Raw genomic sequence first — 22868 nt, forward strand, 5'->3', positions numbered from 1 at the left:
CCTTAGATGACCGCGAGTTCGGGGAGCAGCGTCGGGATCGAGAACAACACGGGAAACGCGTTCCCGGAGACGATCCACGCCAGTTTTCTGGTGTTGATGGGCCACTCCGGCGCCTCGTAGAGGCTCTGCCACGGGTCACGGTCGGTGTACTCACCGACCGGGAGCTCGTCGTCGCCCCGTGGGTCGTCGCCGCTCCTGACCGGGTGGGTGACTCGCACCATCTCGCGATTGTCGGACTGCTTGGCGAGGATGGTGTCTTTTTTCCCTTTCACCATGCGCTTGTGAATCTCCCAGAACGTGTAGTAGAACCAGAACGAGACCACGAGCAGATAGGCGACGATAGGGAGGAGGTAGTTCGATCCCCAGATAACCCACTCGTAGCCCTGGCTGCCGACCACGGACGTGATGCCGAGGAGGTCGGCGTAGAACGGCACGAACGCCGGGTCGGGCAGCGTCGGGAAGTTCCGCAGCCCCGCGAAATACGCGCGCCAGACGTAGAAGACGCCGACGATGATCATGATAACGTTGATCTGCATAGCGCACCGGCCGATATCGCCGAACCCGGCGTGCCCGTCCGGATGGTAGGGTAGATACGTCGGCTCCAGGGTCACGCCCTCGACCGTGAACTGCCCGCGCATGATCCGGCGAAGCCCCGTGATGCCGATCAAGAACTGGAACACGCCGACCAGCAGCACGAAATCGATCAGTAGCGTGAACACCAGGCCCGAGACGAGGCCGAGACCCACGGGGCCGTTGACCGACCAGATCGAGATGAAATTAAGCAGAAACAGCCCGGCAAAGAGATAGCCGTATCGGACGCCTGCGACTCCCTCCTCGAGGTCCGCCGCCAGTTCCGTTTTGAACGCCTCGTAACGCTCCTCGTCGAAGATGTTCGTTTTTCCCAGTTTGGAGAACATGTTCTCGCCTTTCAGCAGGAGGTCGTAGGCGAACATTCCGGCGACCAGCGAGACGAGGAGCGTCGACGCCATGTAGCTGACGTGCGGGCTCCCTCCGTTGGGAACGGAGGAACTGAACGTGTAGTACGCTTCGTACATCGTCCCGAGGGCGAGCGCCCCGCCGAGAGAGGCGATGATGACGGCTTTGAGGAACGTGTCCCGCGGCACGATGCCGGATTTGATGAAGACGGCTGTAATGCCGCCCCAGACCAGTGCGAAAAAGAGGAGCGGGGCGACGTGCATCCCCTGAAGCACCGTCGACACGCCGATAACGTCGGAGCGGAGTTCGGCCTCGACGACGACAGCGAGCGTCGCGAACAGCACGATGGTTGGAATATGGCGTAACACCATCCGGACAGCCAGCGGGGCGAAGCTGATATCGGGCCGTTTCGCCACATCCTCGAACAGGGCGTCGCCAGGGAGGAACGGCACCGGACAGAGTTCGAAGAACTGCTTTTCGGGGAGCGTCTCCACTTCAGTCCCCTCCTCGTCGATGGAGAGGTCCCACCGGCGCCAGACCGGGATTGGGTACACCGACCGATCGCTCATCTATTCGTGACACCAGAACGGCGTTTCGACCTTAAAACTATAGCCTGTCACACCCGTCGGTCGTGACAACGTATCGCAAATATTTATTTCTCCCTTGCCCCATCGCTCCTACGATGAGCGTGCAGAACTGGCTCTGGATGCTGGTTGGCTTCCTCGTCCTTTCCCTGGGGACGGCGCTCGGTGACGTCTATATGTTCCGCGGCGAGGTTCCAGTCGTGATGGTGGGGGTCGCCCTCATCGTCGCGGGCTACCAGCTGATCCATTACGGCTGCCACGGCGACGGGCTGGTTCGGACGCTCTCGAACCACGAGTTCGGTGGGAACAGTACCGAGACGGTACTCGACTGGGCCAGGACGCTCGTCCTGCTCGTTCTCAGCGTCTACCTCATCGCACAGGGGTTCGTCATCGGCGCCCAGGCGACGATGCAGCCGCTCAGACTGACATCCATGCTCGCCTGTGGCCTGTTCATCGTCGGGGGGTACGTCGCGGGCCACATCGGCGTCCACAGCGAGGTGCTATGAGCTCCCAGCACAGCGAGAGTGTGACCGCTCGACTCAGTTCCGGCCGGACGGGCCAGGCGCTGTTCCTTCTCGCGACCATGGGGAACATCGGCTCCTCGACGACACTCATCTGGCTCGCCGCCAACGGAGCCACGGTGGTTGCGGTGCTCCCGTTCTGTGCGGTCACCTGGGGCTGCTACTTCTGTGGCCATTATCTCGTCGACGGCGAACTCGTCGACAGGACCACCGCAGACCGCTCGTTGAGCCTGCCCGGGTCGACCGGCCTGCGTGCCCTCGCAGTCGTCGGACTGGGGAGTATGGTGCTTGCGTTCCCCACTGGCATCGTCGCCGTCAGGAACGGCTCGTTCCCGTTGCTCGTCGTCTCGCTCACGCTCTTCGTCGGCGGCTACAACGTCGGCCACTACGGGTTGACGCTCAAACCGCTGTAGTCGACCAGAAATCGGACCGGGCGCTCAGCAGAGGTCGACGAAGTTCTTCAGTATCGTCAGGCCGGTCTCACCGCTCTTCTCGGGGTGGAACTGCGTGCCGAACACGGTACCGTCGTCGTTGGCGACGATAGCGGGGAACGTCACGCCGTAGTCAGTTTCGGCGACCGTCGCGTGCGGGTCGTCCGGGTCGGCGTAGTACGAGTGGACGAAGTAGGCGTACTGGCCGTCGACGGAGCCGCCCCGGCCACCCTCGACGCCCGCCACGATCGGGTGTTCGCGAACTACGTTCAGTTCGTTCCAGCCCATGTGGGGCACCTTCTGGTTGCCCCGGAACCGCACGTTGGTGCCGGGGACGAGGTCCAGCCCCTCGACGGCACCCTGACCGGCATGCTCGGCCTCCTCACTCCCCGAGAGCAGCATCTGCATTCCGAGGCAGATGCCCAACAGCGGTGTGTCCGAGGTCGCCACGTCCTCGAGCGCGTCGCGGTACGGATCCGCGTTCTCCATCCCTTCGCGGAACGCTCCGACGCCGGGAAGCACCACGCCGTCAGCCGCCGCGAAGCGGTCGGGGTCGTCCGAGATCGTGACGGACGCGCCAGCGCGTTCGAGCCCCTTCGTGACGCTCCGGAGGTTGCCGAGCCCGTAGTCGACGACCACCACGTCTGTTTCCATAGGTGGCACTCGGGTGGGAACGTTCAAGTCGCTTTCCGTCGGGACCGCTGGCACAGTCAGCCAGCGGGTGTGGATCGACCGCCGATACGGCCAATCGGTGGGTGTGGATCGACCGCCGAGACGACCAATCAGCGCGCAAACCGGCCGTTGGGTCTCTCTCAGAACTCCCCGAGCCGTGACTGGCCGCCATCGGCGTCGGCGAGCCCGGCGATTTCGGCCCCGCTGGCGACCGTCTCCAGGAACGTCTCGCGCTGGGAGCGGTCGTAGAGCGTCGCAGCGGGGTGGACCGATACCAGCACGCGCTGGGAGCGCTCCCCGATACGGGCGTCGTGGAGCTCACCCGCTTCCGTCGTCACTGCCACGTCGCGCTCCAGCAGATGCTGGCTCGGCACTTTTCCAAGCGTGACGACCAGGTTGGGGTCGGTGATCTCCAGTTCCTGTTCGAGATACTCCCGACAGTTCTCCAGTTCCTCCTCGTGCGGGTCACGGTTCTCCGGCGGCCGACAGCGTACGCAGTTGGTGATGCGGACGTCCGCGCGGGCGATACCGGCATCGCGCAGCGCCTCGTCCAGCACGTCGCCCGAGCGGCCGACGAACGGCTCGCCGCCTTCGTCCTCCTGCTCCCCCGGCGCTTCCCCCACGAACAGTAGGTCCGCGTCGTCGGGGCCGACGCCGTCGACGATGCGGCTGCGGGACTCCACCAGCGCGGGGCAGCGCTCACAGCCCTCGACACAGAGACCCTCCATCGCGTCCATACCCCACCTGAGGCGAGGGATGGCTTGAAGGGTGGCACTTCGCGGCCACGCGACGGTCTCAACAGCTCCACGAGCCGGCAACACGGTCGCCGGTCGGTAGCTTCGAGTCGTCCCGTCCCGAGCCCTGGGTCGTGCTTCCCGTTATCGACGGCCACAACGACACGCTGCTCGCCGCTCACCTCGAAGAGCGCGACGGCGGGGCGTTCCTCGACAGCGACGGCGGCGGCCATCTCGACCTCGCGCGGGCCAAAGAGGCCGGCCTCGCCGCCGGCCTGTTCGCGATGTTCGTCCCGGACGAGCGCGACGACAGCGAGGAGCGAAACTCCTCGGGCAGTCGGGCTTCGCCCGACGACATCGACGACCTCTCGGAGCGGCCGCCCGAAATCGAAGCCTCGCGAGCCCGTGCCAAGACGTTCGACATGCTCGCCGAGCTCCACCACTGGGCGGGCGAGGGCGACGAGTTCCGGCTCGTCGGCGACACTGTCGACCTCGACGCCTGTATCGACGGCGACGCGGTGGGCGCCATCCCGCATATCGAGGGTGCCGAAGCAATCGAGCCGGACTGCTCGAACCTCGACCTGCTGTACGCCGCCGGGGTCCGGTCGGTTGGGCTCACCTGGTCGCGCTCGAACGCGTTCGGCCACGGCGTCCCCTTCACCCACGATACCACCCCCGATACCGGGCCCGGGCTGACGGATGCGGGGCGCGACCTCGTGCGGGCCTGCGAGAAGCGCGGCATTTTGGTCGACCTCGCGCACCTGAACGAGGCGGGGTTCTGGGACGTGAGCGAGGAGACCGACCGGCCGCTGGTCGTCTCTCACGCCGGCGTGCATGCGCTCTCGCCCGCGGCGCGCAACCTCACGGACGAGCAGCTCGACGCCGTCGCCGCGAGCGATGGGCTCGTCGGCTGTACGTTCGCGCTCGGTCATCTCCGGCAGGACGGCGCCCACGACGACGACGCGCCGCTCGCGACACTGCTCGACCATCTCGCCTATCTCGCCGACAGAATGGGTCCCGAACACGTCGCACTCGGCTCAGATTTCGACGGCGCGAAGATTCCGGACGCAGTCGGTGACGTGACCGGCCTGCGGCGGATTCTCGACGGACTGGCCGACCGCGGGTTCGACCAGGGCGAGCGCCAGGCCATTGCCCATGGGAACTGGCGCCGCGTGCTCGGCGACTGGTGGGCGTAGCTGCCCAGTCGACGTCGCCACCGGTGAACTCCGTGAGCATCTCGAAACCGCCCGCACCTTCCCGGGACTCTCAGTGCCCGGCGCCGCTGTCGGGGAGCACTGCCTGCATCGGGAAGCGTTTCTGACGAGGTCGCACGAACGCATCGCCGGCGGCGAGCGGCGAATCGGCTGGCTGGACCGGGTCGTCTTCACACAGCCCAGCAGAGAACGACCGACTGCTCGATGCGCTCGGCGTCTGACCGTTTCCCCGCCCGGAGCAGAAATTTTTAATCCGGGAGCGGCGAGAACCACCATATGGTCGAAGCGTTAGCGGTGGCGAGCGGGAAAGGCGGGGTGGGGAAAACCACCAGCACACTGGCACTGGGGATGACCCTGGCCGCCGACCACGACGTCACCGTGATCGACGCCGACACGGGGATGGCGAACCTCTGTTTCCACACTGGGCTGGCCGACGCCGACGCCACCCTCCAGGACCTGCTGCTCGCCGACCGCGAGGTGGCCGTCGAGGACGCCGTCTACGACCGGTTCGGCCTCTCGCTCGTCCCCTGTGGTACCTCGCTATCGGCGTTCCGCGAGGCCGACGCGACCCGCCTCCGGGAGGTGGTGGCGACGCTCGCAGCCGACACCGACGTGCTGCTCCTCGACTCGCCCGCAGCGCTCGGCTCCCAGTCGGCGGTGCTCCCGCTCGTGCTCGCCGACCGGACCGTCGTCGTGCTTCAGCCGACCATCCCCTCCCTCTCTGACGCGCTGAAAGTGCAAGAGTACGCCCGCTCGTACGGCACCGAGACGGCCGGCGTGCTGTTCAATCGCGTACGCGACGACGAGGCCGTCGACCGGGTAGCCGAGCAGGCCGAGCGCTACTTCGGCGGACCGACGCTCGGAACCGTCCCCGAGAGCGATGCCGCCCGCGCCGCGCGCCGGGCGGGCGAACCATTGCTCGCTCACGCCCCCGACTCCGATGCCGCCGCGGCCTATCGCCGGGCGGCAGCCACTCTCGACCTCCAGGACGCGGACGGGGGGGCCGTCGCCGACCGGTTCCGCTCGGCAGTGATCCCCGACTCGCCATGAGCGGCTTCGACGTGCTGGAGCCGGCGGTTCACGTCCCGGAGGGCGAACTCCTGCGCTCGCGCGTCGTCGACGACGTTGCGGAGCCACTCGCTGCCGTACTCGACCGGACGCTCACAGGCTACGCGGTCGTCGAACCCGCCGGCTCCCTCCTCCTCGACGACGAGGCGACAGGCGTGCTCACCTTCGAGTCGGGTATTCCAGTTGTGGCGTACTGCGAGACCACCGACGAGGGCGGCGCCGACGCGCTCGCGGCGCTTGCCGGTCCCGGGCCCTGTGCGGTCGACCTGTACGAACTGCCCGCGGCGGCGCTGGAACCGGTCCACGACCTGCCCGCGTTCCAGGTGGCGCCGGGCGCGCCCGCCGACGAACTCGCCGCGGACGCGCCGTTGGCGGCGCGGACCCGGGAGCGGGCGCCCGAGAACCGACTGGAGAGTGAGAAACCGGAACCCAGCGCCGTCGAGACGTTCCTCCAGGACGAGGACCGCATCGCCGAGATTCAACAGGAAGCACGGGCGGAAGCCGCGGAGCGTGCAGCCGAGTGGGGTCTCGACGACCAGTTGACAGAGGAGTGAGTGGATCGCAGGACGAGGACTCGGTCCCTGGCTGCTCGTCGGTGTCGGTCAGCATCCCGAGCACGAACCGCGGCGTCGATGCGGCCGCCGACTCGATACCACGATCATCGGGAACCGTTCGTTGATACTGGTCCTCCAGGTCCGTCAGGTCACGTGTTGGGCCTGTCATCTGAGACTGGCATGTGAGTGGTACAACGGCCGTGTGAAACTACTGCTGACTCGTTGAACGCACGTCCGTCGGTAGTTGGGCGTAAGTTATTAGAACTATCACGAAATATTTCTGAATGTGACGATGAGCACGAAGCAGAAACATCCGGCTGGTAGTGTCGACGGTTCTTTTGAGCTTTCGCGGTACGACCTGTTGTTGCTGACGATCCCGATCCCGCTGGTTAGTGGGCTGTTGGCCGGCGTCATCGCGCCGGGGCCGGCTGTCGAGGAATTGGGCGCTGGCGCGCTCCTCGCCATCCTGCTCATCGCGTACGGGCTGTTCATCGACGCCCCTGTTTAGCGTTCACTACTGGGATTTCCGAGCGCCGCACGGGTTCTCCATAGACGTTGGACCGATCCCGATTGCGGCGTTCTCGGTGTCGGCACGGCTCGAGATCGTGACGACGGCGCCGAGACAGCCAGGGTCCTCGTGGCTGTCCCCGTAGTAGCTGTTGTAGACCGCTCGGGTGAACGTGTCCTCCCACGAACTGCTCTCCCTGTCCTCGGAGTCGTCGTAATGGAGCGCGCGAACGGTATACCGCCCCGCTGTTTCTGACCACACCGGCTCGATAACCACACCACGTTGACCGTCTTCGGCGTCGATTGCTGCCACCGAGAGCTTCCGGTCGAGCAGTTCCTCGCCGTCACGCTCCACCATGAGCCGGATCCGGTTCGCGACGAACGAGGAGTTGATGACCTCGATCCGCCCGAGAACGGTCCCGCCCGAACCGATACTGGACGAACAGCCGGCGAAGGGAACGCTCCCGACGACTGCCAGCCGCTCGAGCGCGTGGCGACGCTTCATCGGCTCTTGTCGTCAGCTGGCGGACGTATCTATCCACGGCTACCCGGCGAGACGGCGTGGCGCCGGATCCAGACGTGGTTGCTCGGAGTTCTGGCGAACGCGGTCGGGAGTTCGTCGCCTGCTACTCCTCGAGTCGGTGCCCGTCACGCGGACAGTGTGTGAACTCCGGGTCGTGAGTGCGGAACTCACAGACCGGGCACTCCTTCAGAGCTGGTTCGGTCTCGTCCTCGACGCCCTTCCGGAAGAGAATCGGGATGAACGGGAGAAACAGCAGCACCAGCAGCGTGTCGTACTGCACGGAGGCGACGATGCTCATGATGATGCCGACGGCCAGCCCCGCCGTCGCCGTCAGGGTCCGCGAATCCACCATGGCTCCGGAGACGGGCGGGAGCAGCAAAAATCCTCGATAGGGTGACGCTACCGGCAGGAGAGACCCCAGAACGAAGCGGCTTAGGGCTGGCAGTGTGGACTGAAGCTGTGTCAATTTCGGTCGATTCGACGACGCGTCGGCGGGTGCTGGCCACTGTCACCGCCGGGAACTTCGCCCAGCTCGGGGTGCGGTTCGTCATCGGCCCGATCGTCCCACTCGTGCTGGTGGAGTTCGGCGCCACCCGCTCGGGCGTCGGCGGCGCGCTGACGGCGATGTGGGCGGTATACGCCCTCCTGCAGTTCCCCAGCGGCGTCTTCGCCGACCGCTTCGGCGAGCGGACGCTCCTGCTCACGGGGCTGGTCGGCACGGTCCTCGGCGCCGCCGCCGTCGCGCTCGCTCCGTCACTGGTGCTGTTCGGCGCGGCGCTCGTGCTGCTTGGTGCGGGGGCGGGCCTGTTCTTCTCGCCCGGGTCGTCGCTGCTCTCCCGCGTCTACGACGAGCACGGCGGCGCGCTGAGCGCGCTCACGGCCGGCGGTGCGCTCGCGGGCGTCATCTTCCCCGCCAGCGCCGGCATCGTCGGCGTCCGCTACGGCTGGCGGACCGCCGTCGCCGGCGCGGCGCTCGTCTCGCTCCCCGTGGTCCTCGCGACGGTGCTCTACATCCCAAAAAGCCCGGCAGCAGCGCCCGAGAAAGGGCTCTCCGAGCTGGTGAACGTCCGTCGTGTCGCGAGAATGATGACCCGACCGAGCCTCGCCTACACCGCCGGGATCGCGGTGCTTACCGGCTTCACCTTCCAGGCCGTCTCCTCGTTCCTCCCGACGTTCATGGTGCAGTACCGTCGCGTGGACCCGGGAACTGCGGGGGTCCTCTTTGCCGTCGTCTTCGGTATCTCCTCGTTGGCCCAGCCGGCCGCTGGGAAGGTTTCAGACGCCGTCTCGCGGGATTTCGCCATCGGAATGAGTGCGGCCCTGACGGCGTCGGCATTCCTCGTCCTGCTGGCCGTCGACGGCACTGTCGGCCTGCTCGGCGGCACCGTCCTGCTCGGTACGGGAATCTCCTGGCCCGGCACAGTACAGGCGCGCGTGATGGACCAACTCGACGTCGAGGAGCGCGGGTTCGGCTTCGGCCTCGTCCGAACCGTTTACATGCTGCTCGCGGCCTCCGGGAGCGTCATCGTCGGGTCGCTCGCCGATAGCGGCGGCTGGGTGCACGCCTACGGCATCGTCATCCTGCTGCTGGTTGGGGGTCTGTTCGCGCTCGGGACGAACCGTGCGCTGGGGCTGAATCTCTGAGTCGAACGGGTTCGTATGAACTGGAGGGCGGCGTCGAGGCCGCTGTTCGATACCCGGTCGCCGCTACGTTAGTGCTGCGACCGGCCGCTCTCGGGCAGGTTGTGTTCGTGGCCGACGACGAACGCGACGATGTTCAGCACGAGAATCGCCAGCACCGCGACCGGGTTCTGCCAGACCGCGCCAGTCGCGAGCATCGGGACGTAGACCAGCGGGAGGCCGATGGCCGTCCAGAACGCGATAGCCTGTACCGGCTCGAGGAGGGCTGAGCGAAGCGACTCGATGGCTGGGAGGGTTCGATCGGTCCGGAGCCATCCGGACATGGAGGAGGTTTCGGAGGGGGACATCGTTCCACTTCCGCCAATGACCCAGATCTACCTATAAGTACGAGATTGTTGCTCTGGGTTCGCCCCGTTTTACCGGTTAGCAGTTCCGCTAACTGACCTTTCACCACGCCTGTAAAACGCCGTAAAAAGTTTACAAATGATTTTACAAGAGTTTTAGCGGGGCAGGCTAACCTGTAAATTGCAGCTCGAACTGGCCATTCGAGAAGGTGATTAGGGGAGCGTTTACAGCTTCGGTCGCTGGCACGCGCAACCGGCGCGCTCACCCTGCCCGCCCACCGACCGTCCTGATGACGACAGTGAGAGTCGTCTCGCCCCGTTCGGAGACGATCTGTACGTCGAACGCAACCGCCAGCAGGTGGGTCTCGTTCCCCCGTTCCTGCAGGACGAGACCGCCGCGAGTCTCACAGTCGCCGAACGACCGGCCCGACCCCTCGGGACAGTTTGCGGTGGTCCATTCGGCCGCTTCGGTCGCGTTCTGGCGCACCTCTGTGGCGACACCACGCTCGACCTGTGCCGCCTCGATGGCGTCGATATCGGCCGCGAGTGCGCTGTTGACCCGTGCTGCAGTGCCGGCTCGCCCGGCCCACGGCTGGCCAACCGCTTCGTCGCCCGCTTCGTGTACCGCGCGTTCGAGCAGGCGGAGCGTTTCGCTTCCGGGCGACGATTCGGCGGTCGCCGCCTGGATGTCGGCGTGGTAGCCCAGCTGGAGATACGCGAACCCGAGCGGGATGAGCGCGAGGGCGAGCATCGCCGCGGCCACGAGCACCAGCTGCCCTCGATCGTCGCCACAGAGACCAGTTCGCCAGGTCATGCGTACCACACCCAGATTCTCACGCGGCCGGAGAGCGTCGGCACCGTTGCTCGCCCGGTCGGCGCGTCGGTCGGGCGCTGGAAGCCGACGGCGCCGTGGGGCGTCACGACCCGAAACATGAGGTTTTCGGGAAGAATGCGCTCCACCCGACGCTCCAGCGCATCCCGCTCGCGCTCGAACGCGGCCCGCGAGCGGCTCACCTCGTCCAGCCGTGTGGGCCCCTCGTGGCGTGGTGGCTCTCGCGAAAGCACCGTCGCGGCATCGGCGGCGTACTCGTCGAGCTGTGCCTCCTCCGCGCCGGCATCGGGAACACCGAGCGCGAAAGTGGCCGTCGCCGCGAACAGGAGAAGGACACCGATGGCCGCCTCGACGGCCGACAGCGAGAGCTGCCCCCGGTCGGTCTCCGTCCCCGTTTTCGCCACAGTGGTCCACGCCTGGGCCCGTCCGTCACTCATCGACGGTTACCCTGACTGTCGCCTTGGTGGTCTGGAGCGGATGACTCGTGATGCGGACACGACCTGAGCCGTCCTCGAACGCGAGCGTCACAGTCTCGTAGCGGGATGTCCGAACCGTGAACCGGCCCGTCAAGGCGTCGGGATCGTGAAGCACGACCCGGCCGTTCAGCCGGACTGTTTCGATATCGGCGGCGCTGTCGAATTCGAGTTCCACCGCCTCGGTCCGTCGCGGGAGCGTGAGCGTCGTCCCGTCGTCGACAGTCACCGTTCGCGAGCGGGTCGTGCGCTCAGCCACAAGGACGACCCGACTCACGGTCGTCCCACCGGTTGGGTCACCGCGTTCGAACAGCGTCTTCTCGTCGAGGCGAAGCCGGACTGCGTATCCCGCGACTGGCGGCGCGAGCTCGTCGACGTCGTCGCCCCCGAGTGACCGAAGCACGCTACCGAGGACGACGTTCGGGCGGGTCGTTGTCCGTTCCGCGCTCACGAGCCGGTCAGCAGCAGCAACCGCGCCACGGCGCTCCAGCGGCGCGCGCTCGGCATCCGCGAGCGCACCATCGGCGACAACGAGCCCAAGCGTCGTCGCGGAGACCAGTGCCACCAGGGCAACCGCGAGCGCCACGAGGTTGGCCTGTCCGCGAGAGTCGTATCGGACCACTGTCACGATGGGCCACCCTCGAGACGGTCCTGGTCAGTGAGCCGGACGGTCACACCGCCATTGGTCCCCGAAACAACGACGACCGTCTCCGCGCCGCTCTCCCACTCGCCGACGACGGCGTCGACGTGGGCGGGGAGCGCGAGTCGAGTTCGTGCTTCGACCGCCCGTGACGGGTGGTGAACCACGAGTGACCGGTTTACCGCAGCGATCCGGTAGCTCGCGCCGCGGATGCGTTCCGGCAGGTCAACCCGATGGACGACCCGGGCACGGCGGACGTGCGGCGGGACAGCGTTCTCCACGCGTTCGGCGGCCGCAGCGACGGTCCGGTCAGCTACCTCATCGCCGACGGTGTCACGGTACTCCGGCACGGCGTTCCCGTAGAGCGTGGTTGTGAGTACGCCGACGAAGAGGACGACGACGCCGACTTCGAGCGCCTTTCCGACCGCAGGCGTGATCCCACGCTGGTCCGACCTGAGCCGCTCTCCCCGGACGGGCGGCGGGCTCGAGTCGTCGGGGCGAGTCCTCATCGGCGCACCTCCAGTCGGGTGTCGTGTACAACGAGATAGCTGGTTCGCTCTCCGGGGAACCTGGCGACAACGCTTGGAACACCGTCTTCGTCGAACTCCTGGCGGGTGGTTTCGGCACCTACGGTAGCGAAGTACGCTTCCCAGGCACCGGGCGTCGAGGTTTCGACAGCTACACGATAGTGGCCCTCCCCGAGGGGCTGCCGGTCGTGGCTGGTGTTCGTTTCGAGGGTGAGCCGGGTCGCGCCCGACCCGGAGACAGTCTCGGTCCCGCTCGCGTTCAACACCGGGAGGCCGAAGACGAGCAGCGAGTCGGCCGTCGAGAGCGGCGGTCGTTCAGTGAGCCGGGCGGCGTCGGTCCCCCCGCGGATGACGGCGCCGGCGAGGAACGTCACCCGGCGGTCACCGCTCTCGAACACCAGGGCGTCCGCGTGGTGGCTGGCGAGGACGCCGTCGCCGTCGAGAACGCGCACCGTTCGTTCGACGACCTGGAGCGACCCCTCACTGAACGCCAGACGGTGGCGTTCGGTCCCGGTCGCTTTCGACGGCTGGAGTCCCACGAACGTGTCTGCAACGCGGTTCGCGTCCGCGGCCGCGGCGTTGCTCTGGACGACAGTCCCGACTCCCGCGGTCAGCACCCCCAGCGAGATGGTCGTAATCGCAAGCAGGAGCGCGACACCCACGACGTGGGACTGGGCGCGTCGCGTGGCTGAACTCCCGGAATCGTTGACTGTCATGCCATTCCCACCCCGGCGAACACCAGCGCGACGAGCGCTCCGAGGAGACTGGAGTGCAGAACTGCGTCGTAGGGGCCGCGGCTAGCCATCCCTGCGAACCAGCCCGCGGCGATGGCGGTCGCGCCGGCGACGACGGCAAAGCGGAACCGGTCACGCTCGGGGTCGACGGCGTTCGGATCGAGCGCGAACCCCGTCGAGCCGGGCATCGAGGACAGCTGTGTGAAGCCGTCGAGTACGTACTGGTCGACGGCGACGACGATGCCGACGACGAGCAGAGCGGTCGTCCAGCCCACGGCGACGTACACCGCCAGTTCGCTCCGGAGTGAGCGTTTCTCGTGGTAGAGCTGGCCGACCTCCGTCTGGAGCGTCTCGAAGACTGCCTCCGTGTCGCTGCCGGCGTCGAGTGCACCTGTCACCAACCCCATTGTCTGTGCGGCTAGCGGCGTCCCGACCCGGTCGACGAACCGGTCGAGCGCGGCAGTCCGGCGGTCTCCCCCGTCAGGCCCGTCCGAGAGCGAGAGGTCGAACGACAGACTCGCGACGTCCGACTGCAGCGGGCCGAAGTCCACGTCGTCGGCGACGACAGATACCGCCCCGCTGAAGGGGCGTCCCAGTCCGACGTGACCCGAGACAGCGTGAACGAAATCCTGAATCTCCCGATCTTTCGCATCGTCGACGCGAGCCCGCCGGACCGCGACGGCGCCGACTGGGACACCCCACGCGACGTAGCCTGCAAGCAGCGAGGCGACCGGGTGATGGCCCGTTGCCTGGCTGATTCCCGCGCCGACCAGTGTCAGCGGCGCGAGCACGACGACGGCGCTCGCCGGGTTCGTCGGCGCGGTTCTGAGCGTTTCGAGCGCTGAGCCGGGTCGGCTGTACGTGACCTTCCGCTCGGTTGGGCGGAGATTGCCGACCATCGCTGCTGCGCCGGCGCCGACGAGGAGGACGAATCCCGCGGCACTGTAGACGACGATGGCTCGGAGGGTCGTCGGCCCCAGCGGTGTCGGGATCGGCGCCGAGAGCCCGGGCGCGAGCACGCTCATCACGGTGAGAACGATGACCAGCAGCGCGGGCAGTACGAGCAGAACGACGAACAGTTCGGCGATAAGCTCCAGAAACCCCTCGTTGCGCTGGCGGGCCTGCGAACGCCGGTGGCCCAGCATCCGGGCTTCGAGCTCGAGGTAGTTCGCCAGCGCGTCACCGCCCTGGTCCGCGTGTTCGCGGAACTTCAGGAGGAACGGCGCGAGCGTGTCACGTGAGGGTGTGTCACGGGCAACCCGGCGCAACCCCTCGCCGAGACTCCCGGTGAGCGCGGCGGTGTTGAGCACGTTCCGTGCAGCGACAGCGCTCTCACCGTAGGCCTCGTTCTCGGCGACTTTCCGCAGCATCGCCCTAGGGCCGTCGGCGCCGGAGGAGAGCGCGTAGAGATAGCGCGCCACGCCGGGGAGGGTGCGCTCGATATCGTCCCGGCGGGCGCTCGCAAGCCACCTGAGAGAGCGGCCGCCGATTGCGATGACCGCACGCCTGGTGCTCAGCCCGACAACAGTGCCGAGGATGGCGGCAACCAGCAGTCGGGGTGGTCGCGGGGCGGCGCCGACGACCGGTGACACCGAGGCCAGCACCCGTGCGAGCCCATCGTAGACGCCGGCCGGCGCCGCAAGTGCGAGCACCAGCGTCGGGATGACCGCGAGGACGGCAGTCGCCCACGCGGCACCGTACACTCTGGCGATATAGAGATCGAACCCCGTCGAGAGGTTCGCGCCGCGGTACTGCTCCCGGTCACCCGCGTGGCGGGAGCTATCCGCTTTCCTCGCAAACAGCGTGTAGAGCACGCGATCGATCACCGAGAGCCGGATGCTCGACGGGATGGGAGCGGCCGCGTCGTCTGCCCCTCGCGTCCCTGTGTTGGGTTCGCCATCGAGGCTCATCGACCACCCTCTCGCCCGCCGTCAGCCGTTTCGTGGCTCCTGCGCGCGGTCTCTTCCCGTGGCGTGTCCTCTCCGTCACCAGCGTCGGCGACAGCGATACGCTGGAGGCGCTCGACAGTCGCCGCCTCGTCGGTCCGGAGGTCCGAGAGCAGGTCGAACAGTTCGTCGAAATCCGTGATGCCCTCCTTGTCGAGGAACTCGACGTAGCGGCGCTTGCGCTGGAACTCTCGCTCGACCGTCTCCGCCGTCCGGTCGGTAGCGACCGCGAGCCGGTGGAACAGCCGGAAGCCGCGCTCGTCTGGATCAGCAGGATCGGTGGGCCCGGAAAGCGAGAACGAACCGTCGACGTCACGGCGGAAGACCTCGTTCCAGTGGATTCGTGTGTCGGCTTTCTCGATGACACCCTGGTCGTCGCCGGGCGGGAGTTCGTCGGCGGCCTCCGGCGTGAGGAACTCCACCGCCCGGGCGACGTAGCGCTCGCCCTCCGAGCGGTGGGGGAACACGACGAGGTCGATCTCCTCGAGGAGATAAGCAGGCAGTCCCTGCTCGATGACCCGGTTGACGAGGGTGCGAACGTCCTCGGCGTGGGTCGTTCCGACGACGCCATGGCCCGTATTGACGATCTCTGCAAACGTCTCGAAGCTCTCTGGCGTGTTGATCTCCGCGATGACCTCCACGTCGGGGTTGAGGTAGTTGGACTCGGTCATCAGGTCCGCCATCGTCACCCGTTTGAACTCGCTTTCGTGGTCGCGAGTGGTGAGTGAGACGCCCGTTTCGTGGGGGAGCCGAACCTCGCGGCTCCCTTCGTCGATGGAAACGGGCCGGTCATCGTAGGGGACAAATGGCATATGCGAGTTCATAAGTGTCGTTTTCCCGACCCCCGTCGGCCCGGAGAACAGCACGACGCCCCGGTGTTCGTACAGTAACCAGAGCAGCGCCACCAGGTCAGCCGAGAGCGCGTCCCGGCGCATCAGGTCGACGGGCGTCATCGCGTCGGCAGCCTGTTTCCGAATCGAGACGTGCGGGCCGCCCTCGCTGATGACCGGAAGCGCGAGGGCACAACGCACCGTCTCCGCGACGCCCGGCGGGTCGAGATTCACCTTGGCGCTGGGCTGGGAGGCGTTGAGTTCGACGCCGTCGCTCGCCGCGAGCTGGGTGACGACGTTGATGAACGAACTCTCGCTGTCGAACCGGAGGTTGGTCGGGACCCGGTCACCACCGGCCACATCTGTCCGCGGGACCACCTTCACCCGCTCGTCGACCCGGTTGGCCTCGATGTCCTCGAGGTTCGGATCCCGAATCGGCACCGTCAGCGGTCCCTCGCCGACGTAATCCCGGAGCACGTGGTAGACGAGGTCGTCCAGCCGGTCGGCTGCGTAGCGGTCGGTAACGGGCGGGAGCCCGACGCCCAGATCCGCGAGCAGGGACTGGAGGCGGTACTGGGTAGCCGCGAGCCACGCTCGGGTGTTCCGACTCGTCAGTCGGCGGGAGAGCAAGCGCCGCGCTCGCTCGGCGACGAACGCGTGCCGGTCGGTGCCGCCGCCGATAACGGACTCCGTGGTCGTTTCCCAGATGCGCTCCTTGCACTCCGCGATGAGCTCCTCGTCGCCCGGCAGCAGGTCGGGTTCGAGCACCGCGTACCGCGTGGCGAAGCGGTCGCTCCCGAGGAGTCCGTCCCGGTAGACGATGACCGGAACCGGATAGCCGGCGAACTCCACCTCGTACCGCAAGAGGCGCTCGGCGGCCACGCGGTCGACGAACTCGGCACCGGCGTCGAGGTCAGTGACGACCGGCGCGAAATCAGTCGTGTGGACGACCAGCTTCCCCGCTTCAGCCTCGCTATCGGCGATCTCCACGTCGTCGTCGAGGGCCAGCGGTGTCGATTCACCGAGCAGTCGGAGGTCTCGCAGCGCGTGGTAGTCGAGCCGTCGCCTCGCGCCCGCGCCTGTCGGGAGCAGCCGGTCGAGCGTGCGTCCGTACTTCGGCGAGAACCCCGATTCGGCGCGCTCGACGGCCCCCTGGCGGGTGAGTGGGCGGCGGCGCTGGGTGCCCGCGAAATGCTCCCTGACCGCCTCGAGTGCTGCGGACTCGCTCGGCGAGAGCGGCGGTTCGCGGGCGCCGTAGCTGAAGCGGTCAGCGTCGGCAGGGCTCTCGCCGTCGTAACTCACCGTTGCGACGACGCCGGGCGTGCTCTCGTACTGGGCAAGCGTCGTCGGCGCATACCAGGCGTCGCCATCCTGGGGCGGACGCGGCGCCGGTACGCGATCGAACTGCGTCGGTGAGTCTGGCATACTGCTCTACCGTCGGTGTGCTCGCTCCGCGATTTAAGGGTTTGGTTAAACAAAGAATCTGTAGGAGATTATGAATAAGTGCGGGAGATGAAAGGCACAACAGGCGATGTGTGGCCGACCGTCACACACCGCAGATAGGTTTATTGTCCCATCACGACTTCGCCTTTGGACGGCGACAGGATGGCTCGCTACCTCATCTCGGATCATCACTTCGGCCACGCGAACATCATCGACTACTGTGACCGGCCGTTCACGTCCGTCGGTGAGATGGATACGGTCATGCTCGACCGGTACTACGAGACCGTCGATACCGACGACGTCCTCGTTCATCTCGGGGACGTCGCGATGGACATGCAGGACGGTCGAGAGACGATCGAGCGATTCGGGCAACTGGACGGTGACCTCCTCGTGCGCGGGAACCACGACGTCGGCCTCACAGCGAGCCAGGCGCCGTTTCCGGTCGTGGACTCCTGTGTGCTGGACCACCGGGGGTACAGCTTCTACTGCGTCCACCGGCCCGAAGCCGTTCCAGAGACGTGGGACGGCTGGGTCATTCACGGCCATCACCACAACAACGACTTGGAGACGTACCCCTTCCTCGCGTCCGACGACCGGCGGATCAACGTCGGCGCGGAGATCCTCGAGTACCGCCCGATCACGCTGGACGCGATCGTCGACATCCTGGACGACTCGGAGCGAGGCGATCGGCTGCGGCGTCGTGACGATGCGAAGTAGTGTATTTCTCTGAAAAGTTCGGGCCTCGGCAACCAGTCAGATCACGGTGAGCGGTGATTGGACGGGGCCGACAGTATCTCTTCGAAGGGTTCCGGCGTAGCGGACGAACACTTTTCGCGCTCTCTCCCTACATAACGGTCAATGCACAAGCGTTCGTACGATGCCATCGTCATCGGCGTGGGTGGGATGGGCAGTGCGGCGGTCTACCAGCTCGCGAAACGCGGCGTCGACGTACTGGGTATCGAGCAGTACGATATCCCGCACACGAACGGCTCGTCACACGGCGACACCCGCATCTTCCGACTGACCCAGCCGGAACATCCCGAATACGTCCCCCTCGCACAGCGGGCGGGCGAGCTCTGGCGGGGGCTGGAGGCGGAATCCGGTCGAACCATCCTCACCGAAACCGGCTCGATCCACGCTGGCCCGCCCGACGGCCCGAAGATCACCGATTCGGTCGAGTCGTGCGAGGCGAACGATGTGGAGTACGAACTGCTGACCGGTGGGGAGATCAACGAGCGCTTCCCGGGCTACGAACTTCCCGATGACCACCGCGGCGTCTACCAGCCCGACGGCGGCTTCCTCAGATGTGAACGAGCCGTCGCGACGCACGTCACGCAGGCCCACGAGCACGGCGCGACAGTTCACGGCCGCGAACAGGTTCACGACCTGACGATTCGGGAGCAGGGCGTGCGGGTTCGAACCGACCGGAACAGCTACGAGGCGGACAACCTCGTGGTGACGGCGGGAGCGTGGGCTGGCGAGCATCTCGACCTGCTCTCCGACGCGCTGGTCCCCCAGCGCCGCGTGATGGCGTGGCTCCACCCATCGGCGCCCGAGAAGTTCCAGCCGGGGAACTTCCCAGTCTTCAGCGTCGACGTCCCAGAGGGGAGCTTCTACGGGTTCCCGGTAGCTGAACGGCCGGGGTTCAAGTTCGGCCGGTCGGCCGAGTTCGCCGAGACGATCGACCCCGACGACTGGCACGACGAGCCGACCCTCCAGGACGAGAAGCTCCTGCGGCAGCTCACGCAGAACAGCTTCCCCGGCGCCGACGGGCCGACGATGCGGCTCGCCACCTGTCTCATCACGGACTCCCTCGACGGCCACTTCTACCTCGACACCCATCCAGAGTACCCCCACGTTTCGATTGCCGCGGGCTTCTCCGGCCACGGCTTCAAATTTTGCAGCGTCGTCGGCGAGACGCTGGCGGACTTCGTGACCGACGGCGACACGGAGAACCCCATCGGTGTCCACCGGCTGGACGGGCGACTGTAGGCAGCCGGGTCGGCAGCCGGCCCGACGACTACTGCGAGTTCTCGCCGAACCGCTGGTACGCCGGGAGATGGGAACCCGCACGGCTGTCGGCACCCACGACTTTATGCTCTCAGTTGCCAATTGTCGGCGTATGTCACGGAGCCACACTGTCGACTACGACCTGAGCGACGACGACGAGAACGTCCACCACGTCTGGGACAACAGCATCGACCCCGTGTTGACGGTCGAGCCGGGCGAAGTGGTCCGCTTCGAGTGCCGCGACGCCGTCGACGGCCAGGTCGGTCCCGACTCGACGGCCGAGGAGTTCGGGAACGTGAGCTTCGACCCGGTCCACCCGCTCACCGGCCCGGTGGCCGTCGAGGGCGCCGAACCGGGCGACGTCCTCGAGGTCGAGCTGCTCGGCTTCGAGCACAAGGGCTGGGGGTACACCGGGTTCATGCCCGGCGAGATGGGGCTCGGCCTGCTCCCCGAGCATTTCGAGGAGCCGGGCTACTACGCCTGGGAACTCGAGGACGGGGTCGCCGAGTTCGTGAACGGCATCGAGGTCCCCATCGACTGCTTCCCGGGGACCATCGGCAACGCGCCGGCGGAAGACGGCGAACACGACACACTCCCCCCGCGCGACGTCGGCGGCAACATGGACGTCAAGCACCTGACGACGGGCTCGACGGTCTACCTCCCCGTCGAGGTCGAGGGGGCGCGCTTCTCGACCGGCGACTGCCACGCCGCACAGGGCGACGGCGAGGTCTGTGTCACGGGTATCGAGGCGCCGATGATCGTCACCGCGCGCTTCGACGTCCGGACGGACGTGGACATCGAACAGCCGCAGTTCGAGAGCGACCACCCCTACACGCCGACGGGCCGCGACGAGCCGATGTACGCGACGACCGGCATCGCGCCGGACCTGATGGACGCGACGAAGAAGGCGGTGCTGCACATGATCGACCACCTCGAAGCCGAGCGCGACCTCACTCGGGCGGAGGCGTACATCCTCTGCTCGGCCGCCGTCGACCTGAAGGTGAGCGAGGTGGTCGACGCGCCCAACTGGACGGTGACGGCGTACGTGGCGGGGTCGCTGTTCCCCGAATAGGCGAACCCGCCGGGCGGCCGAGGACTCCCTCTAAGCCTCGGCCAGTCCGTCGAGCACCCGGTCGAAGCGCTCGCGAACCTCGTCCGCAACCTCATCGAGCGCGGGATTGTCGACGACCGAGAGCAGTTCGTGCGGGTCGACCGCACTCACGCGCACGCCGTCGTCTGTTTCGTAGACCACGACGTTACACGGGAGCAGCGCACCCAGCCGGATCTCCTCCTCCAGCGCCCGCTTCGCCAGCGGTGGGTTGCAGGCGCCGAGGATGCGGTACTGCCGATACTCGGCGTCCAGCTTCTTCGCGAAGGTTTTTTGAACGTCAATATCACAGAGCACGCCGAACCCCTCGTCGGAGAGGGCTGCTTCGGTTTGGGAGACGACGTCGTCGAACTCGCCACTGACCCGTTCCTCAAGCGTATAGGGCATACGACCAACTATACGACCAACGCACTTAACCGGTCTTTTTTATTGGCTCACGGTCAGCCCTGTGACTCGTCGACCTCACCCGCGGAGATCGACGTAAACTCGAAATCCGGCGACGTGGACTCGAACCGGTCGAGCGCGAACAGCGCCGCTGGAAGCTCGGCGTCCTCGCCGGTCACGAGCGCGCGCACCAGCGTCCCGGCCACTGGCGCGCTCGTGACCCCGCGCTGGTGGAACGCCTCGTCGGCCGCACCGATGCCGACCACCGCTGGATCCGGGTTGCAGACCCTGAAACACGGAGGGTGGATACACGGGGGAACAGCCAAACGACAGGGACGTAATGAGCGCAATACACACGAAGGGATTGACCAAACGATACGACGGCGGGCTGTTCGGAACGGACATCACCGCCGTCGACGACGTGGATCTCGTCGTCGAGGAGGGCGAGGTGTACGGCTTCCTCGGCCCGAACGGCGCGGGGAAGTCGACGACGATCGACATGCTGCTCGACTACGCCCGGGCGACCGAAGGCACCGCCGAAGTACTGGGATTCGACGTACAGGAGGACCCCCAAGCCGTCAGCGAGCGGGTCGGCGTCCTCCCGGAAGGCTACAGTCTCTACGACCGACTCACCGGCCGGCGGAACCTGGAGTTCGCCATCGAGTGGCAGGACGGCGACGACTCGCCAGACGAACTGCTCGAACGTGTCGGCCTCGCCGGCGAAGACGCCGCGCGCCCGGTCGGTGACTACTCCAAAGGCATGACCCAGCGACTCGCGTTAGCGATGGCGCTGGCAGGTGACCCCGAGCTGTTGGTTCTGGACGAGCCCTCCTCAGGATTGGACCCGAACGGTATCCGACTGCTGCGGGACATCGTCCGGGAGGAGGCAGACAGCGGGACGACGGTGTTTTTCTCCAGCCATATCCTCGACCAGGTCGAGGCGGTCTGTGACCGTGTCGGCATCCTCGCGAACGGGAACCTCATCGCCGTCGACACCGTCGAAGGGCTTCGACAGGCCGTCGGGGCGAGTTCGACACTCGAGGTGACGATGGGGACGATGCCCGACCCCGAGTTCGTCAGCAGCGAGGGCGTCTCCGACGTGGAGATCCGCGGGAACCGCCTGCGCGTGACCTGTACTGACTCGCGGGTGAAAGCTGGCATCGTCGCCGACCTGGTCGATGCGGGCCACGACGTGGTCGACGTGGGTTCGGAGTCAGCATCGCTGGAAGAACTGTTCGCCGTCTACACGAACGGCGGGCCTGACAGGATGGAGCGTGACGCCGAGTCCGAGTCAGCCGCCGAGGAGCAGCCCTCGGAGGTGGTAGCATGACGTGGGCACAGGTCGCACGCAAGGATTTCGAGGACGCTGTCCGGTCGAAGATGCTCTGGGGTATCATCGCCGTCTTCGCCGGGTTCATGAGCTTCATCATCCTCGTCGCCGTCGGCACCTCCGACACCAGCGAGGCGACGGGTGACGTGGCCCTCGGGCTGACGGCCTCGCTGAGCCAGTTGTTCGTCCCGATAATCGCCCTGATTGCTGGCTACATGGCCATCGTCGGCGAACGGCGGTCGGGGAGCCTCCGGGTACTGCTCGGCTTCCCCCACTCCCGACGAGACGTGGTGCTCGGAAAGTTCGTCGGTCGGAACGCTGTCATCGCCGTGACCATCGGCGTTGGCTCGGCGGTGAGCATTCTGGTCGCCGCCATCGCCATCGAAATGCCCGCCCTCGACAACGCGGCGGGACTGCTCGGCTCGCTGGTGCTGTTCGGCGTCTCATTTGCCGGCCTGGCGGTCGGTATCTCCGCCGGCGCGCGCACTCGGGGGAAGGCGATGGCCATGGCTATCGGCTCCCTACTCGTGTTCATGCTCGTCTGGGATGCCGGGGCGGCTGGGTTGTATGCGCTCGTCACTGGCTCCCTGCCGGGGCTGGAGGTCGAGGCGTGGTACTTCCTGCTGAAGCGTCTCAGCCCCCTCGAGGCGTTCCGGGTGGTCGCCGAGAACTTCGTCGAGGGCCCGCTCGGGGCGTTCGTCCAACTCGGCATCGAGGACATCCCAAATGACGCCACTCCCGAGCAACTGAAACTGGAGAACCGCGTCCCCGGAGCGCTGCCGTTCTACCTGAGTGACTGGTTCGCCGGCCTGACCCTGGCCGCCTGGGCGGTGATTCCCACGGTGCTTGGCTATCTCCGGTTCGAGCGACTCGACCTCTAAG

General features: G+C 66.7%; 27 protein-coding genes. 12 read left to right on the forward strand and 15 right to left on the reverse strand.

The window, feature by feature from the left end; genetic code table 11:
• Positions 1–2: 2 nt before the first annotated feature.
• Positions 3–1505 carry a hypothetical protein gene (locus V5A38_RS02545; RefSeq protein ID WP_332324177.1) on the reverse strand — a complete coding sequence of 501 codons (1503 nt, stop codon included), beginning with the start codon at positions 1503–1505 and terminating at the stop codon, positions 3–5.
• Between the two features lie 113 nt (positions 1506–1618).
• Between V5A38_RS02545 and V5A38_RS02550 the strand changes: the two genes are divergently transcribed.
• Together V5A38_RS02550 and V5A38_RS02555 are read left to right on the forward strand one after the other, a co-directional pair.
• Positions 1619–2026, forward strand: coding sequence for a hypothetical protein (locus V5A38_RS02550; protein ID WP_332324178.1), 408 nt, complete (start codon positions 1619–1621; stop codon positions 2024–2026).
• On the forward strand, positions 2023–2454 hold the full coding sequence (locus tag V5A38_RS02555) for a hypothetical protein (RefSeq protein WP_332324179.1): 432 nt from the start codon (positions 2023–2025) through the stop codon (positions 2452–2454). Before V5A38_RS02550 ends, V5A38_RS02555 begins: the two co-directional genes overlap by 4 nt.
• A 24-nt stretch (positions 2455–2478) precedes the next feature.
• On the opposite strand, the gene hisH is transcribed toward V5A38_RS02555, so the two are convergent.
• Positions 2479–3126 (reverse strand): imidazole glycerol phosphate synthase subunit HisH, encoded by a 648-nt coding sequence (gene hisH, locus V5A38_RS02560; RefSeq protein WP_332324180.1) that lies wholly within the window; start codon positions 3124–3126, stop codon positions 2479–2481.
• A gap of 158 nt (positions 3127–3284) precedes the next feature.
• On the reverse strand, positions 3285–3881 hold the full coding sequence (locus V5A38_RS02565) for a uracil-DNA glycosylase (RefSeq protein WP_332324181.1): 597 nt from the start codon (positions 3879–3881) through the stop codon (positions 3285–3287).
• Between the two features lie 131 nt (positions 3882–4012).
• Between V5A38_RS02565 and V5A38_RS02570 the strand changes: the two genes are divergently transcribed.
• From V5A38_RS02570 to V5A38_RS02585, 4 genes are all read left to right on the forward strand, one after another.
• Entirely contained in the window at positions 4013–5074 is a 1062-nt protein-coding gene (locus V5A38_RS02570) for a membrane dipeptidase (RefSeq protein ID WP_332324182.1), read from the forward strand.
• A gap of 294 nt (positions 5075–5368) precedes the next feature.
• Positions 5369–6142 carry a P-loop NTPase gene (locus V5A38_RS02575; protein WP_332324183.1) on the forward strand — a complete coding sequence of 258 codons (774 nt, stop codon included), beginning with the start codon at positions 5369–5371 and terminating at the stop codon, positions 6140–6142.
• Complete coding sequence (locus V5A38_RS02580) at positions 6139–6714, forward strand: hypothetical protein (RefSeq protein WP_332324184.1); 576 nt, start codon at positions 6139–6141, stop codon at positions 6712–6714. Before V5A38_RS02575 ends, V5A38_RS02580 begins: the two co-directional genes overlap by 4 nt.
• 286 nt (positions 6715–7000) lie before the next feature.
• The gene (locus tag V5A38_RS02585; protein WP_332324185.1) at positions 7001–7222 is read left to right on the forward strand and encodes a hypothetical protein; all 222 of its coding nucleotides are present in this window, start codon (positions 7001–7003) and stop codon (positions 7220–7222) included.
• Between the two features lie 6 nt (positions 7223–7228).
• On the opposite strand, the gene V5A38_RS02590 is transcribed toward V5A38_RS02585, so the two are convergent.
• Positions 7229–7726: a hypothetical protein gene (locus V5A38_RS02590; protein ID WP_332324186.1), complete on the reverse strand. Its 498-nt coding sequence runs from the start codon at positions 7724–7726 to the stop codon at positions 7229–7231.
• 121 nt (positions 7727–7847) lie between these two features.
• Complete coding sequence (locus V5A38_RS02595) at positions 7848–8096, reverse strand: hypothetical protein (protein WP_332324187.1); 249 nt, start codon at positions 8094–8096, stop codon at positions 7848–7850.
• 107 nt (positions 8097–8203) lie between these two features.
• On the opposite strand from V5A38_RS02595, the gene V5A38_RS02600 reads away from it, so the two are divergent.
• Positions 8204–9388: an MFS transporter gene (locus V5A38_RS02600; protein WP_332324188.1), complete on the forward strand. Its 1185-nt coding sequence runs from the start codon at positions 8204–8206 to the stop codon at positions 9386–9388.
• A gap of 68 nt (positions 9389–9456) precedes the next feature.
• On the opposite strand, the gene V5A38_RS02605 is transcribed toward V5A38_RS02600, so the two are convergent.
• The 8 genes from V5A38_RS02605 to V5A38_RS02640 all read right to left on the reverse strand — a co-directional run bounded on the left by V5A38_RS02605 (position 9457) and on the right by V5A38_RS02640 (position 17136).
• Positions 9457–9732: a hypothetical protein gene (locus tag V5A38_RS02605; RefSeq protein WP_332324189.1), complete on the reverse strand. Its 276-nt coding sequence runs from the start codon at positions 9730–9732 to the stop codon at positions 9457–9459.
• A gap of 259 nt (positions 9733–9991) precedes the next feature.
• Positions 9992–10543, reverse strand: a complete 552-nt coding sequence (locus V5A38_RS02610) for a hypothetical protein (RefSeq protein WP_332324190.1) — start codon at positions 10541–10543, stop codon at positions 9992–9994.
• Entirely contained in the window at positions 10540–10998 is a 459-nt protein-coding gene (locus tag V5A38_RS02615) for a hypothetical protein (protein ID WP_332324191.1), read from the reverse strand. The genes V5A38_RS02610 and V5A38_RS02615 overlap by 4 nt, the downstream gene beginning before the upstream one ends.
• Entirely contained in the window at positions 10991–11662 is a 672-nt protein-coding gene (locus V5A38_RS02620; RefSeq protein ID WP_332324192.1) for a hypothetical protein, read from the reverse strand. Before V5A38_RS02620 ends, V5A38_RS02615 begins: the two co-directional genes overlap by 8 nt.
• Positions 11659–12183 (reverse strand): hypothetical protein, encoded by a 525-nt coding sequence (locus V5A38_RS02625; protein ID WP_332324193.1) that lies wholly within the window; start codon positions 12181–12183, stop codon positions 11659–11661. Before V5A38_RS02625 ends, V5A38_RS02620 begins: the two co-directional genes overlap by 4 nt.
• Positions 12180–12917, reverse strand: coding sequence for a hypothetical protein (locus V5A38_RS02630; RefSeq protein WP_332324194.1), 738 nt, complete (start codon positions 12915–12917; stop codon positions 12180–12182). The genes V5A38_RS02625 and V5A38_RS02630 overlap by 4 nt, the downstream gene beginning before the upstream one ends.
• Complete coding sequence (locus tag V5A38_RS02635) at positions 12914–14845, reverse strand: type II secretion system F family protein (protein ID WP_332324195.1); 1932 nt, start codon at positions 14843–14845, stop codon at positions 12914–12916. Before V5A38_RS02635 ends, V5A38_RS02630 begins: the two co-directional genes overlap by 4 nt.
• Positions 14842–17136 carry a type II/IV secretion system ATPase subunit gene (locus V5A38_RS02640; protein WP_332324196.1) on the reverse strand — a complete coding sequence of 765 codons (2295 nt, stop codon included), beginning with the start codon at positions 17134–17136 and terminating at the stop codon, positions 14842–14844. The genes V5A38_RS02635 and V5A38_RS02640 overlap by 4 nt, the downstream gene beginning before the upstream one ends.
• 165 nt (positions 17137–17301) lie before the next feature.
• Between V5A38_RS02640 and V5A38_RS02645 the strand changes: the two genes are divergently transcribed.
• The 3 genes from V5A38_RS02645 to V5A38_RS02655 all read left to right on the forward strand — a co-directional run bounded on the left by V5A38_RS02645 (position 17302) and on the right by V5A38_RS02655 (position 20236).
• Positions 17302–17871: a metallophosphoesterase gene (locus V5A38_RS02645; RefSeq protein WP_332324197.1), complete on the forward strand. Its 570-nt coding sequence runs from the start codon at positions 17302–17304 to the stop codon at positions 17869–17871.
• A gap of 141 nt (positions 17872–18012) precedes the next feature.
• Complete coding sequence (gene solA, locus V5A38_RS02650) at positions 18013–19146, forward strand: N-methyl-L-tryptophan oxidase (protein WP_332324198.1); 1134 nt, start codon at positions 18013–18015, stop codon at positions 19144–19146.
• Positions 19147–19276: 130 nt separating this feature from the next.
• Positions 19277–20236 carry an acetamidase/formamidase family protein gene (locus tag V5A38_RS02655; RefSeq protein WP_332324199.1) on the forward strand — a complete coding sequence of 320 codons (960 nt, stop codon included), beginning with the start codon at positions 19277–19279 and terminating at the stop codon, positions 20234–20236.
• Between the two features lie 30 nt (positions 20237–20266).
• Here V5A38_RS02655 and V5A38_RS02660 read toward each other — a convergent pair whose 3' ends face one another.
• Together V5A38_RS02660 and V5A38_RS02665 are read right to left on the reverse strand one after the other, a co-directional pair.
• Entirely contained in the window at positions 20267–20659 is a 393-nt protein-coding gene (locus V5A38_RS02660; protein ID WP_332324200.1) for a DUF302 domain-containing protein, read from the reverse strand.
• 53 nt (positions 20660–20712) lie between these two features.
• The gene (locus V5A38_RS02665) at positions 20713–20922 is read right to left on the reverse strand and encodes a hypothetical protein (RefSeq protein ID WP_332324201.1); all 210 of its coding nucleotides are present in this window, start codon (positions 20920–20922) and stop codon (positions 20713–20715) included.
• A gap of 74 nt (positions 20923–20996) precedes the next feature.
• Here V5A38_RS02665 and V5A38_RS02670 point away from each other — a divergent pair, with 74 nt between their 5' ends.
• Together V5A38_RS02670 and V5A38_RS02675 are read left to right on the forward strand one after the other, a co-directional pair.
• Positions 20997–21986 (forward strand): ABC transporter ATP-binding protein, encoded by a 990-nt coding sequence (locus V5A38_RS02670; RefSeq protein ID WP_332324202.1) that lies wholly within the window; start codon positions 20997–20999, stop codon positions 21984–21986.
• Positions 21983–22867 (forward strand): ABC transporter permease subunit, encoded by an 885-nt coding sequence (locus V5A38_RS02675; protein WP_332324203.1) that lies wholly within the window; start codon positions 21983–21985, stop codon positions 22865–22867. Before V5A38_RS02670 ends, V5A38_RS02675 begins: the two co-directional genes overlap by 4 nt.
• Position 22868 lies beyond the last annotated feature (1 nt).

Source organism: Halolamina sp. (genome assembly GCF_036626355.1).
In the GTDB taxonomy this organism is placed as follows: Archaea; Halobacteriota; Halobacteria; order Halobacteriales; family Haloferacaceae; genus Halolamina.